The following is a 12,536-nucleotide window of genomic DNA, read 5'->3' on the forward strand; positions in this document are numbered from 1 at the left end:
GCCTCTGGCTAACACTTCCCCTTGCCGGGTGTGTAGAGGACTTTCACCTCCAAGTCACCAGCGAGGCCACCACAGCCAAGCTGGTTGCGCTTGCGCGCAACGCGCCATGCCTGGCGCACGTGTGAAAAAGGCGATCCTCTCGGGTCGCCTTTTTTGTTGGGCATTCGGCTTAAGTTTTGTGGGGCGCTTGAGATCCATCCCCCTCACCCCAGCCCTCTCCCCCAAGGGGTAGAGGGGAAAGGGAGCCGATTTGTGGGCTTTTCAAATCCTGAGCTCAACTCGGTAGTTCAGGTCGGCGTATAGCGTAAGGCACCCCGGTCAGTCCCCTCTCCCTCTGGGAGAGGGTTAGGGTGAGGGGCTCTTGCTCTTGACCTTAACTGCTCACCGGCAGAATCGGGCTGCCCAAGCGCTCCAGCAACGTCGCCTGCGCACTGCGCGGGTTCTGATTGCCGGTCGGTGTGTTGCGGATGTAGCGACCGTCCGACTGCAAACTCCAGCTATGGGTATTGTCAGTCAGATACAGCTCCAGCTCTTTCTTGACCCGCGTCAGCAGCTTCTTGCCTTCCACCGGGAAGCAAGTCTCCACGCGTTTGTCGAGGTTGCGCTCCATCCAGTCGGCGCTGGAGAGGAACATCTGTTCCTCGCCACCATTGAGGAAGTAGAACACTCGGGTGTGCTCAAGGAAGCGGCCGATGATCGAGCGCACATGGATGTTGTGCGAAACCCCGGCGATACCCGGACGCAGGCAGCACATGCCACGCACCACCAGATCGATGCGCACGCCGGACTGGCTGGCCTTGTACAGCGCGCGGATGATCTTCGGATCGGTCAGCGAGTTGAACTTGGCGATGATGTGCGCCGGTTTGCCGTCGAGGGCGAACTGGGTTTCGCGCGCGATCATGTCGAGCATGCCCTTCTTCAGGGTGAACGGCGCGTGCAGCAGCTTCTTCATGCGCAACGTTTTACCCATGCCGATCAACTGACTGAACAGTTTGCCGACGTCTTCGCACAAGGCGTCATCAGAGGTCAGCAGGCTGTAGTCGGTGTAAAGCTTGGCGTTACCCGCGTGGTAGTTACCGGTGCCGAGGTGCGCGTAACGCACGATCTCACCCTGCTCGCGACGCAGGATCAGCATCATCTTGGCGTGGGTCTTGAAGCCGACCACGCCGTAGATCACCACCGCACCCGCCGCTTGCAGACGGCTGGCCAGTTGCAGGTTGGACTCTTCGTCGAAGCGTGCGCGCAGCTCGATGACGGCGGTAACTTCCTTGCCGTTACGCGCAGCGTCGACCAGCGCATCAACGATTTCCGAGTTCGCGCCCGAGCGGTACAGCGTCTGGCGCACGGCCAATACATGCGGGTCTTTCGCCGCCTGGCGCAGCAGATCGACTACCGGTGTGAACGACTCGAAGGGGTGCAGCAGCAAGATGTCCTGCTTGCTGACCACGCTGAAAATGTTTTCGCTGTTTTGCAGCAGTTTCGGGATCTGCGGCGTGAACGGCGTGTATTGCAGCTCCGGATGGCTGTCCAGACCGGTGATGCTGAACAGACGCGTCAGGTTGACCGGGCCATTGACCTGATACAGCTCGGTCTCGCTCAGGTTGAACTGCTTGAGCAGGTAATCCGACAGCAGTTTCGGGCAGGTGTCAGCGACTTCCAGACGCACTGCGTCACCGTAACGACGCGAGAACAACTCGCCACGTAGAGCGCGCGCAAGGTCTTCGACGTCTTCGGAATCCAGTGCCAGGTCGGCGTTTCGGGTCAGGCGGAACTGGTAGCAGCCTTTCACCTTCATGCCCTGGAACAGGTCATCGGCGTGGGCGTGGATCATCGACGACAGGAACACATAATTGTCGCCGGCGCCGCCGACTTCTTCCGGCACTTTAATAATGCGCGGCAGCAGACGCGGGGCCGGGATGATGGCCAGACCGGAGTCGCGACCGAAGGCGTCGATACCTTCGAGCTCGACGATGAAGTTCAGGCTCTTGTTCACCAGCAGCGGGAACGGGTGAGTCGGGTCGAGGCCGATCGGGGTGATGATCGGCGCGATCTCGTCACGGAAATAGCGGCGCACCCAGGTCTTGAGCTTGGTCGTCCAGTTGCGGCGACGGATGAAGCGCACCTGATGCTTTTCCAGCTCCGGCAGCAGGATGTCGTTGAGGATCGCGTATTGGCGATCCACGTGACCATGTACCAGCTCGCTGATACGCGCCAGTGCCTGATGCGGTTGCAGGCCATCGGCGCCGGCCTGCTCACGGGCGAAGGTGATCTGTTTCTTCAGGCCGGCGACGCGGATTTCAAAGAATTCGTCGAGGTTGCTGGAAAAGATCAGCAGAAACTTCAACCGCTCCAGCAACGGATAGGACTCGTCCAGCGCCTGTTCCAGCACGCGGATGTTGAACTGCAGTTGCGACAATTCGCGGTGGATATACAGGCTGCTGTCATCCAGGCCGGGAATTGCGATTGCTGGCGCCGCCGCAGCAGGTTCGGTGACCGGCGCGGGTGGCGCCGGTTCGAGTTCCGGCGGGGTTTCGTCAATCTGCTCAACCACAGGTTGAGCGTCTTTTACGGCAACTTCAGTCAGTCCTTCGGTATTCATTGAGTGTTCCTGGGAGGGCTATTTCTGCTCTCGTAACAATTGAGCGGCGCGGACAGCAAAGTAAGTCAGGATGCCATCAGCGCCGGCACGTTTAAAGGCGGTAAGGGATTCGAGGATTACGCCTTCGCTCAACCAGCCATTCTGGATCGCCGCCATGTGCATGGCGTATTCGCCGCTAACCTGATAGACGAAGGTCGGCACTTTGAAGGCATCTTTTACCCGGAAAAGAATGTCCAGATAAGGCATGCCCGGTTTGACCATGACCATGTCCGCGCCTTCAGACAAGTCCGCACCGACTTCGTGCAGGGCTTCGTCGCTGTTGGCCGGGTCCATCTGGTAAGAGGCTTTGTTGGCTTTGCCGAGGTTCGCCGCCGAACCTACGGCGTCACGAAACGGGCCGTAATAGGCGCTGGCGTACTTGGCCGAGTAGGCCATGATCCGCACATTGACGTGACCGGCGATCTCCAGCGCTTCGCGGATTGCCTGGATGCGCCCGTCCATCATGTCCGACGGCGCGACCACTTGGGCGCCAGCCTCGGCATGCGACAGAGCCTGTCTGACCAGTGCGTCGACAGTGACGTCGTTCTGCACGTAGCCGTCTTCGTCGAGGATGCCGTCCTGACCGTGAGTGGTGAACGGATCAAGGGCGACGTCGGTGATCACGCCCAGTTCAGGAAAGCGTTCACGCAGGGCGCGGGTGGCGCGCTGGGCGATGCCTTCAGGGTTCCAGGCTTGGGCGGCGTCGAGGGATTTGAGTTCTGGCGGTGTCACCGGGAACAGCGCCAGCGCCGGAATCCCAAGTTCGACCCATTTCGCCGCTTCTTCAAGCAGCAGGTCGATAGTCAAGCGCTCTACGCCGGGCATCGAGGCCACGGCTTCGCGGCGGTTTTCACCGTCGAGCACGAACACCGGCAGGATCAGATCATCGACTGTCAGGAGACTTTCGCGCACCAGCCGACGGGAAAAATCGTCACGACGATTGCGCCGCAGGCGGGTGGCTGGGAACAGACGATTGGCTGGGGTAAAGCTCACGGCGGACTCCTGAGCCCGCGCTGGCGAGCGAGCGTGACAGTTATAGACGGCCATTATGACGGTCGTATGACAGTTGTGTGCACCCCCGCGACACGTAGTCGCTTTCCATTGTCCGTGTAGGAAATGTTCACGTCGAGACACATTTCGACACTTTCATGAATGTGTCTGAAGGGTTAGGCTGCGCGTTCATTTCGCCAGCACCCAGACAATGCTCCAACAATTTCTGCATGACTTCGGCTACTTTGCCTTGTTCCTCGGCACGTTCTTCGAAGGCGAAACCATCCTGGTGCTCGCGGGCTTCCTCGCGTTCCGTGGTTACATGGACATCAATATTGTGGTGGTCGTGGCGTTCTGCGGCAGCTATGCCGGCGATCAGCTGTGGTACTTCCTGGGGCGCAAGCACGGGCGCAAATTGCTCGCGCGCAAACCACGCTGGCAATTGATGGGCGATCGCGCGCTGGAACACATCCGCAAGCACCCGGACATCTGGGTGCTGAGCTTCCGCTTTGTCTATGGTTTGCGCACGGTAATGCCGGTGGCGATCGGCCTGTCGGGCTATCCGCCGGGCCGCTATCTGTTGCTGAACGGGATTGGCGCGGCGATCTGGGCCACCGCGCTGGCCGCCGCCGCTTACCACTTCGGCGCAGTGCTGGAAGGCATGCTCGGCAGCATCAAGAAATATGAATTGTGGGTGCTGGGCGCGCTGCTGATCCTCGGCGTCGGCCTGTGGATCCGCCGCCGGTTCAAGAACGCGCGTCTGGCAAAGAAGGTTTACGAGGACGAGCAGATTCTCAAGGCCGAACAAGCTGCACAGGCCAAAACCGTCGAGCCTAAGTCGCCAGCCGAGTAAATCTCTGGCGACAGCAATACAGCCCAACGCCGCTGAGCAGGCTATAACCGAGCAGGCCAACCCACGCCAACGGGCTGGCCGGCCATAGCCCAACCAGCGGCGCGAGCCACACCAGCGCCAGGTTCGACGCCAGCCGCAGCAACTCCAGCCTCCTCGCCCACGGGCGATTTTCCAACGCCACGCCTAACACAAACAAACCCAACGCCACCGCCCCCCAGCCAAGCAGCAACGCGCCGGTCGACAGGCTGCGCTCCAGATTCATCAAGTAACTGCCCAGCGCGATGTACACGCAGAACTGCGCCGCGACGTACCACTGCTGGCGGCTGTCGATGTCCACATGGAATTTGCGGAACTGGCGCAGATCCCGTTTGCTCAGCGGATACTTCGCCTTCACATCCGCCGGACGCCAACCGGTGCGCATGAACCAGATCCGCAGCTTGTCCCACTTGCTCTCGGCGCGCCGCGCGTCGTCCCACAACTGTGCGTAGAACTGCAGGTTGGCCCACAGTGGATTCCAGCTCGCCAGCGGTGTGGTCACGCCGAAAATCACCGGTTCGTTGTCGTCCTCTTCCTGAAACGAGCCGAACAGCCGATCCCAAATAATGAACACCCCGCCGTAGTTGCGATCCATGTAGAGAGCGTTCTGTGCATGGTGAGCCCGATGATTGGACGGCGTGACGAAGAACCACTCGAACCAGCCGAGTTTGGGAATGTGCTTGGTATGCACCCAGAATTGATACAGCAAGTTCAGCGCCGCGACGCTGACGAACACCAGCAACGGCACGCCGAACACCGCCATCGGCAGGTAGAAAATCCAGCTCAGGAGAAACCCGGTGCTGGTCTGGCGCAATGCGGTGGAGAGGTTGTAGTCCTCGCTCTGGTGATGCACCGAATGTGCGGCCCAGAGAATGTTGCGTTCATGGCCCATGCGGTGCAGCCAGTAGTAGCAGAAGTCATAGAAGACGAAGGCGAGAATCCACACCCAGACACTGTCCGCCGACAGTTTGACCAGCGCCAGATGCTCCAGCGCAAAGGCATAGCTCAGCAGCCCGACGCCCTTGGTCAGCAGCCCGGTGGTGGTCGATAACACGCCGGTGCTGATGCTGTTCACCGCATCCGCCAGGCGATAGTTGCTGACCCCGCGCCAACGGTCGGCGATCAGTTCCACCACGATCAATACGAAGAAAAACGGCACCGCATACAGAATGAAGTCCATGACGCGCCCTGATCGGATTCTATGAACAGATCCTAGGCGTAACCGCGGATTAACCCTATGGCAACCAGCGACAATTTAGTGGACATTTGACGCCATGAATCAGGAGAGAAACCCATGAGCAAAAAAGTTGCAGTGATCCTGTCCGGCAGCGGCGTGTACGACGGCGCCGAGATCCACGAGAGCGTCATCACCCTGCTGCGCCTCGACCAGCGCGGCGCCCAGGTGCAGTGCTTCGCGCCGAACATTGCGCAATTACATGTGATCAATCACCTGACCGGTGAAGAAATGCCCGAGTCGCGTAACGTGCTGGTGGAATCGGCGCGCATTGCCCGCGGTAACGTCAAAGACATCCGCGAAGCCAATGCCGAAGACTTCGACGCGTTGATCGTGCCCGGCGGTTTCGGTGCGGCGAAGAATCTGTCGAACTTCGCCGTAGAGGGTGCCGGCTGCAGCGTGCAACCGGACGTGCTGGCGCTGGCCGAGGCATTTGCCGAAGCCGGTAAACCGGTGGGATTGATCTGCATCTCGCCGGCGCTGGCCGCCAAGATCTACGGCCCAGGCGTGATCTGCACTATCGGCAACGATGCCGACACGGCAGCGGCCATGAACAAGATGGGCGCGACCCACGAAGACTGCGCAGTCACCGAGATCATTGAAGACAAGGCACGCAAACTGGTGACGACCCCGGCGTATATGCTGGCGCAGACCATCAGTGAGGCGGCTTCGGGGATCAATAAACTGGTAGACCGCGTACTCGAACTGACCCACGAGAACGATGCCTGATTGCTGCAAAGCTCTTGTGGCGAGGGAGCTTGCTCCCGCTCGGCGGCGCAGCCGTCGTAAACCCTGCAATCCGGATCTACCTGACACGATAAGGTCGAATGGTTTTGGGGCTGCTGCGCAGCCCAGCGGGAGCAAGCTCCCTCGCCACAGAGACAGAGTTGAATCAGGCGTTACGGGTAAGTCGGGTCAGGATCCGGTCCAGCGCATTGGCGAACGCCTGCTTCTCGCGGTCGCCAAACGGTGCCGGGCCGCCGCTGACCTGGCCCTGTTCACGCAGATCGGTGAACAGATTACGCACCGCCAATCGGTCGCCCATGTTCTGCTCATCGAACTCCTTGCCGCGCGGATCCAGCGCTGCGACACCCTTCTTCACCAAGCGATCGGCCAGCGGGATATCGCTGCAAATCACCAGTTCACCGGGTACCGCGTGCTCCACCAGATAATCGTCCGCCGCATCCGGGCCGCTCGGCACCACGATCAGTTTGACGATGGCCAGCGCCGGCTTGGTCTGCGGCTGCCCGGCCACCAGCACCACCTCAAAGCGACGCTTGAGCGCGAATTTTACCACCAGCTCCTTGGCCATCTTCGGACAGGCATCGGCATCGATCCATACACGCATTATCTCAAGCCTCCACTCGGCGTTTCTCCGCCACCCAGCTACGGCCATACAACACAATGATCGCCATGATTGCTACGGCCTGCGCCGTCAGCGAATAAGCATCGGCATGAATCCCCAGCCAGTCGAAGTCAAAGAACGCCACCGGCCGTGTGCCGAAGATTCCGGCTTCCTGCAACGCCTTGACGCCATGCCCGGCAAACACCACCGACAGCGCACACAACAGCGCCGCGTTGATGCTGAAGAACAGCGTCAATGGCAGTTTCGCCGAGCCGCGCAGAATCACCCACGCCAGACCCACTAACAGCACCAGCGCAGTCGCGCCACCCGCCAATACGGCGTTGTGTCCGGCCGGACCGGCCTGCAACCACAGGGTTTCGTAGAACAGGATCACTTCGAACAGCTCGCGATACACCGAGAAGAACGCGAGGATCGCGAAACCGAAACGACCACTGCCGCCAACCAGACTTTTCTTGATGTAATCCTGCCAGGCCGCTGCGTGCCGGCGATCGTGCATCCACACGCCGAGCCACAGCACCATGACACTGGCGAACAGCGCCGTCGCGCCCTCAAGCAATTCGCGCTGCGAACCGCTGACATCGATCACATACGCCGCCAATGCCCAGGTGCCGAGACCGGCCAACAATGCCAGGCCCCAACCCACGTTGACGCTGCGCACCGCCGATTGCTGGCCGGTGTTGCGCAGGAACGCGAGAATCGCCGCCAGCACCAGAATCGCTTCCAGACCTTCGCGCAGCAGGATCAGCAATCCCGAGATGTAGCTCAGCGACCAGCTCAGACCATCGCTGCCCAAAAGACCTGCGGATTCCTTGAGTTTGGCTTTCGCCGCGTCCAAACGCTGCTCGGCCTGCGCCACCGGCAAACCGTCCTGCAACGACTGCCGATAGGCCATCAGGGATTTTTCGGTGTCCTTGCGCACATTGGCGTCGACGTTATCCAGCGAACTTTCGACCAGTTCGAAGCCTTCCAGATACGCCGCTACCGACAGGTCATAGGCCTGATCGTGCTCACCGGCACGGTACGCCGCGAGACTCTTGTCCAGTGTCGCGGCGGTGTAATCGAGCAACTGCGCCGGGCCGCGCTTGACCTGCGGCGGCTGTGCACGTTGTGCGCGGAACGTTGCGGCAGACTCAGAACCTTCAGCGGCCTGCACTTCGGCTGGCGTCTGACGCGCGAGGTCGGCGATGTTGTAGGTCTTGGCGGATTTGGCTGTGGCCGGATCGGCGCTGAACTGTGCGATGTAAGTCGCCAGATCCCAGCGCTGACGATCATCGAGCTGATCGGCAAACGCCGGCATGTCGGTACCTTCGACGCCTTGGCCGAGGGTGCTGTAGATCGCGTACAGACTCAGGTGGTCCATGCGTGCGGCATCGCGCAGATTGGCGGGCGGCGGCGTAAGGCCTACACCGGCCGGGCCATCACCGGCGCCAGCGTCGCCATGACAGACTGAGCAATTCTGCGCATACAGCGGCGCGCCGCGAGTCGGATCGGGGGTGATGATCGGCGCCTGGCTGACTTCATACGCCACCGCCAGTTTTGCCCCCAGCTGGCGCGCCTGACGCGCAACATCCGCGCCGTCCTGCCTGGCAGTGATTGCCGCGTGCAAGGTTTTGACGCCCTGCTCCAGCGCGGCTTTCTCCGGTTTGACCGGCATGCCGGCGATCAGCCCTTGCAGCGCCTGGGTGAATTCCAGCTGCTCGCGGTATTCGGATTCATCAATGACTTTGCCGCCCTGCACGGTCGGCGGATAGTCGGCGCTGATGTAATCGAGCAGGTGCAGCGCTTGCGGCGCGCCTTCCACGGTGTCGGCCAGCAGATTGAAGCTGCTCAGGGCGCACAGCGGGAACACCAGCCAGGCCAGGAATCGGGACGAGGCAGTCATGAATGAGTCTCAAATGGAAATGCGAAGTTACATATTGTTCACTTCGACGAAGATTCCCTCAAGCGTTGTCTGCGTTTCCGTTCCTGCTCGCAGGTTTGCCTGACAGCATTTGGCATTTCGCACGCTTAGAATCCGTCGCTCGCCCACTAGGGCGCATCGGAATGGATGATGGCCCCTTCCACCCGACGCGCAATTAAAAAGCTATTACATAGCCAGCATTGCTTGCTTATAATGCCGCGCCCTCGCTATCGCGAAACGGCATTAAAGCTCCTCTGGTTATGAGGAATTGGCAGGAGGCCAGCGCCTCTGTCGAACGGTCCCAGCAGCCCGACCCGCACACGCGGCTGCAGTAATTCAGGGAAGAAGTACCCCCTATGGCATTCCGCGCTCCCACTCTGATCGCGCTCAGCGCTGTCACCCTGTTGTCCGGCTGTTCGGCGTTTCGCAACTACGATTCCGAACTCGCCCAGACCAACCAGCAATTGGCCACCGGCAACGTCGACGCCGCGCTGACCCTGCTGGAAAAGAACAACACCGGCACCGACAAAGACCTGCTCTATTACTTCGAGAAAGGTGAACTGCTGCGCGCCAAGGGCGACCTGTCCGGCAGCCAGAACGCCTGGACCAGCGCCGATCAGGTGGTGGGCAAGTGGGAGGATTCGGTCAAGCTCGATACCGGTAAATACCTCGCGCAGTTCGGCAGTTTCCTGGTCAACGACAAGGTGCGCCGCTACGAAGGCTACGACTACGAAAAAGTCATGCTGACCACGCAGATGGCCCTCAACTTGCTGGCGGTCAACGATTTCGACGGCGCGCGCACCGCGATCAAACGCACTCACGAACGTGAAGCGGTGATCGCCGATCTGCGCGACAAGGAATACCTGAAGAGCGAAGAAGAAGCCGAGAAAGAAGGCATCAAGACCCAGTACAAAGATCTGCAAGGCTACCCGGTCGCCAGCCTCGATGCGCCGGAAGTGGTTGGCCTGAAAAACAGTTACCAGAGTGCGTTCAGCCATTACCTGGCCGGTTTCGTCTACGAAGCGCTGGGTGAAAAGGATCTGGCTGCACCGGGCTACCGCAAGGCTGCCGAGCTGCGTCCGAACACGCCGCTGCTGGAACAAGCGCTGGTCAACCTCGACAAGCCGACCAAGAGCGACGACAGCGACATCCTGATCGTGGTGCAAAGCGGCCTGGCGCCGGCGCGCGATTCGATCCGCGTGCCGCTGCCGCTGCCGATTTCCAACAGTGTGGTGATCACCCCGCTGTCGTTCCCGATCATCAAGCCGGACACCTCCACCGCGCTGTTCGCGCAGATCGGTGTAGATGGTCAGCAGCTCAATCTGACGGCACTGAACAGCACCACCGCCATGTCCCGTCGCGCGCTGCGTGATGACATGCCGGGGATCATCCTGCGCACCACGGTGCGCGCAATCACCAAAGGCGTGGCGCAGAAGAAGATCAACGAAACCAATCCGCTGGCGGGTCTGGCAGTCGGTATCTCTTCAGCTGTGCTCGAAGGTGCCGATACCCGTACGTGGCGCACCCTGCCAGACAACACCCAAGTGGTGCGTCTGCGCCTGAAAAAGGGTGAACACCAGGTCACCCTGCCGAGCGCCGTCGGCGGCTCGGTGGTCAAGGTCACCATTGATCAGCGTTTCCAGGTAATCACGCTGCGCGCCGTGGGCAATCAGGTGTACGCCGGCGGCCTCGCCGCCCACGTGATCCCGAGCGCCAGCCCGACCGCCGTCGCCAGTCTCAAACAACCTTAAGAACGGAGTCTTTGCATGCGCTTCAAATTCATCGCCGTCGCCGCCCTCGCCTTGTTGGCGAGCGGCTGTGCTACCCCGCCACCACCTGAGCCGGGCAGCGCCGCGAGCAAAGTCGTGGCCATGGGTCCGCAGAAACACATCGTGGTCGGCGCCATGCGCGTGGCTCGCGAAAACGGCTTCATGACCGTCAACGTGCAGTTGAGCAACACCCTCAACAGCAACAAGACGTTCTACTACCGCTTCGCCTGGCTCGGCCCCGAAGGCTTCCCGATTGCCGAAGAAGAAGTCTGGAAGAGCCAAATGATGTACGGCGCCCAGACCAGCTTCATTCAGGCCATCGCACCGACCGCCAAAGCCGTGGATTTCCGTCTGGAACTCAAGACGCCTTAAGCCCGACCACCCTATTTTCTGTTTTAGAGAGCATTCCCATGTTTGCACGCTTTTCCTGCATCGCCGTCCTCGCCCTGCTTGCCAGTGGTTGCGCCAACACTTCGCCGACCCTGGGCAGCAAGAACATCAGCTACGGCGACACCAAAGCGGTTGAAACCGTGACCAACGAATTCGGTTCGACCGATCTGCAAATGATCGCCGAATCGATGACCCGCTCCCTGGCCCAGTCCGGCATTCTGCAGGGCCGTCCGGTGGTTCAGGTCTACGACGTGAAGAACAAGACCAGCGAGTACATCGATACCCGCGAAATCACCACCAGCATCAAGACTCAGCTGATGAAGACCGGTGTTGCGCGCTTCGCCAGCGACAACACCGCGATGCAGAGCCAGGTTGATCAGCTCAAGCTGCAAAACCAGAGCGGTCTGTACAAGAAGAGCACCGTGGCCAAGACCGGTAACATGGTTGCCGCCAAGTACCGCATCGAAGGTTCGATCAGCTCGATCGTCAAACGCAGCAGCGACTACAAAGACGTCTTCTACAAATTCAGCCTGCAATTGATCGACGTTGAAAGCGGTCTGGCCGAGTGGATGGACGAAAAAGAGATCCGCAAAACCACGGAGCGTTAATTGATGCGCACATGGATTGGCATCATGGCCCTGGCTTGCGCGTTTGGCGCGCAAGCGGCTCCGAAGGTCGCCGTCACGGATCTGGCGTATCAGGAACGTGTGGAGCAATACATCCACATCGTTTCGGCCAAGAGCAATTACCGCGAGGGCTACTACAGCGCCAGTGGTTCTTCGAGCTATAACGAGATCGAAGCCACCACCAGCTACATCGAGCAGACCGAACTGCGCAAATTCACCGGCGACATCAAAGGTGAAATCCTGCGTACCGGCATGTTCCAGTTGGTGCAGGGCACGCCGTACACAGCTGCGTCCAAGGGTGACGTCTATGACGTGATCAAGCGGATCAAGGCCGGCAACTTCAAAGGTGCCGACTACGTGTTGTTCGGTACGGTGTCGGACATCGACTTCACCCAGGACGTGAACGAGCTGGCGAATACCGACAGCTATTCGGCGGTACTGGGCCTGACGCTGGTGGCGGATTTCAGTCTGATCAACACCAAGACTTTCGAAATCACCTCGGCCTTCACGGCGATGGGCGAAGGTCAGGACACCAAACTGGTGAACCACCGCGACATCAAGATCTCGCTGAACCGCCCACGGGTGGTGCGTGACGTGTCGAAAGCGCTGGGCGAAGACGTAGCCGGCCAACTGAGCCAACAGCTCGGCGGTGGCGGTTACGAACAGCCGCGTGAACCGCAGCAACGCAACAACTTGCCGCGTGATACTGCGCCGGTGATTTTGCGCTGAGTGCT

At 60.2% G+C, this 12,536-nt stretch carries 11 protein-coding genes; 6 read left to right on the top strand and 5 right to left on the bottom strand.

Annotated features, from left to right (window positions below; translation table 11 throughout):
* Positions 1–373 precede the first annotated feature (373 nt).
* Together ppk1 and hemB are read right to left on the bottom strand one after the other, a co-directional pair.
* Positions 374–2,599: a polyphosphate kinase 1 gene (gene ppk1, locus ACP7BN_RS25725; protein ID WP_426206619.1), complete on the bottom strand. Its 2,226-nt coding sequence runs from the start codon at positions 2,597–2,599 to the stop codon at positions 374–376.
* An 18-nt stretch (positions 2,600–2,617) separates the two neighbouring features.
* Positions 2,618–3,631, bottom strand: coding sequence for a porphobilinogen synthase (hemB, locus tag ACP7BN_RS25730; protein WP_426206620.1), 1,014 nt, complete (start codon positions 3,629–3,631; stop codon positions 2,618–2,620).
* A 208-nt stretch (positions 3,632–3,839) separates the two neighbouring features.
* Here hemB and ACP7BN_RS25735 point away from each other — a divergent pair, with 208 nt between their 5' ends.
* Complete coding sequence (locus tag ACP7BN_RS25735; RefSeq protein WP_426206621.1) at positions 3,840–4,481, top strand: DedA family protein; 642 nt, start codon at positions 3,840–3,842, stop codon at positions 4,479–4,481.
* Here the strand turns inward: ACP7BN_RS25735 and ACP7BN_RS25740 are convergent.
* Entirely contained in the window at positions 4,462–5,697 is a 1,236-nt protein-coding gene (locus tag ACP7BN_RS25740; protein ID WP_426206622.1) for a sterol desaturase family protein, read from the bottom strand. The genes ACP7BN_RS25735 and ACP7BN_RS25740 overlap by 20 nt on opposite strands.
* Before the next feature lie 114 nt (positions 5,698–5,811).
* On the opposite strand from ACP7BN_RS25740, the gene elbB reads away from it, so the two are divergent.
* The gene (elbB, locus tag ACP7BN_RS25745; protein WP_426206623.1) at positions 5,812–6,480 is read left to right on the top strand and encodes an isoprenoid biosynthesis glyoxalase ElbB; all 669 of its coding nucleotides are present in this window, start codon (positions 5,812–5,814) and stop codon (positions 6,478–6,480) included.
* Positions 6,481–6,643: 163 nt separating this feature from the next.
* Here elbB and ACP7BN_RS25750 read toward each other — a convergent pair whose 3' ends face one another.
* Together ACP7BN_RS25750 and ACP7BN_RS25755 are read right to left on the bottom strand one after the other, a co-directional pair.
* Positions 6,644–7,099 (bottom strand): YaiI/YqxD family protein, encoded by a 456-nt coding sequence (locus ACP7BN_RS25750; protein WP_426206624.1) that lies wholly within the window; start codon positions 7,097–7,099, stop codon positions 6,644–6,646.
* 4 nt (positions 7,100–7,103) lie between these two features.
* The gene (locus ACP7BN_RS25755; RefSeq protein WP_426206625.1) at positions 7,104–8,999 is read right to left on the bottom strand and encodes an FTR1 family protein; all 1,896 of its coding nucleotides are present in this window, start codon (positions 8,997–8,999) and stop codon (positions 7,104–7,106) included.
* Positions 9,000–9,373: 374 nt separating this feature from the next.
* Here ACP7BN_RS25755 and ACP7BN_RS25760 point away from each other — a divergent pair, with 374 nt between their 5' ends.
* The 4 genes from ACP7BN_RS25760 to ACP7BN_RS25775 are packed head-to-tail and all read left to right on the top strand — an operon-like array spanning position 9,374 to position 12,531.
* Positions 9,374–10,768, top strand: coding sequence for a COG3014 family protein (locus ACP7BN_RS25760; RefSeq protein WP_420647473.1), 1,395 nt, complete (start codon positions 9,374–9,376; stop codon positions 10,766–10,768).
* Between the two features lie 15 nt (positions 10,769–10,783).
* Positions 10,784–11,158, top strand: a complete 375-nt coding sequence (locus tag ACP7BN_RS25765) for a YcfL family protein (RefSeq protein WP_420647474.1) — start codon at positions 10,784–10,786, stop codon at positions 11,156–11,158.
* Between the two features lie 38 nt (positions 11,159–11,196).
* Positions 11,197–11,784: a penicillin-binding protein activator LpoB gene (gene lpoB / locus ACP7BN_RS25770; RefSeq protein ID WP_420647475.1), complete on the top strand. Its 588-nt coding sequence runs from the start codon at positions 11,197–11,199 to the stop codon at positions 11,782–11,784.
* A gap of 3 nt (positions 11,785–11,787) precedes the next feature.
* Positions 11,788–12,531: a penicillin-binding protein activator LpoB gene (locus ACP7BN_RS25775; RefSeq protein ID WP_426206626.1), complete on the top strand. Its 744-nt coding sequence runs from the start codon at positions 11,788–11,790 to the stop codon at positions 12,529–12,531.
* Positions 12,532–12,536 lie beyond the last annotated feature (5 nt).

The sequence above is a fragment of the Pseudomonas sp. TWP3-1 genome (assembly GCF_049896625.1).
GTDB lineage: Bacteria > Pseudomonadota > Gammaproteobacteria > Pseudomonadales > Pseudomonadaceae > Aquipseudomonas.

Coding starts and splice junctions, on each gene's coding strand:
- lpoB (WP_420647475.1), top strand. CDS start 11,197: ATGTTTGCACGCTTTTCCTGCATCGCCGTCCTCGCCCTGCTTGCCAGT.
- ACP7BN_RS25755 (WP_426206625.1), bottom strand. CDS start 8,999: ATGACTGCCTCGTCCCGATTCCTGGCCTGGCTGGTGTTCCCGCTGTGC.
- ACP7BN_RS25750 (WP_426206624.1), bottom strand. CDS start 7,099: ATGCGTGTATGGATCGATGCCGATGCCTGTCCGAAGATGGCCAAGGAG.
- ACP7BN_RS25735 (WP_426206621.1), top strand. CDS start 3,840: ATGCTCCAACAATTTCTGCATGACTTCGGCTACTTTGCCTTGTTCCTC.
- ACP7BN_RS25775 (WP_426206626.1), top strand. CDS start 11,788: ATGCGCACATGGATTGGCATCATGGCCCTGGCTTGCGCGTTTGGCGCG.
- ACP7BN_RS25760 (WP_420647473.1), top strand. CDS start 9,374: ATGGCATTCCGCGCTCCCACTCTGATCGCGCTCAGCGCTGTCACCCTG.
- elbB (WP_426206623.1), top strand. CDS start 5,812: ATGAGCAAAAAAGTTGCAGTGATCCTGTCCGGCAGCGGCGTGTACGAC.
- ACP7BN_RS25765 (WP_420647474.1), top strand. CDS start 10,784: ATGCGCTTCAAATTCATCGCCGTCGCCGCCCTCGCCTTGTTGGCGAGC.
- ACP7BN_RS25740 (WP_426206622.1), bottom strand. CDS start 5,697: ATGGACTTCATTCTGTATGCGGTGCCGTTTTTCTTCGTATTGATCGTG.
- ppk1 (WP_426206619.1), bottom strand. CDS start 2,599: ATGAATACCGAAGGACTGACTGAAGTTGCCGTAAAAGACGCTCAACCT.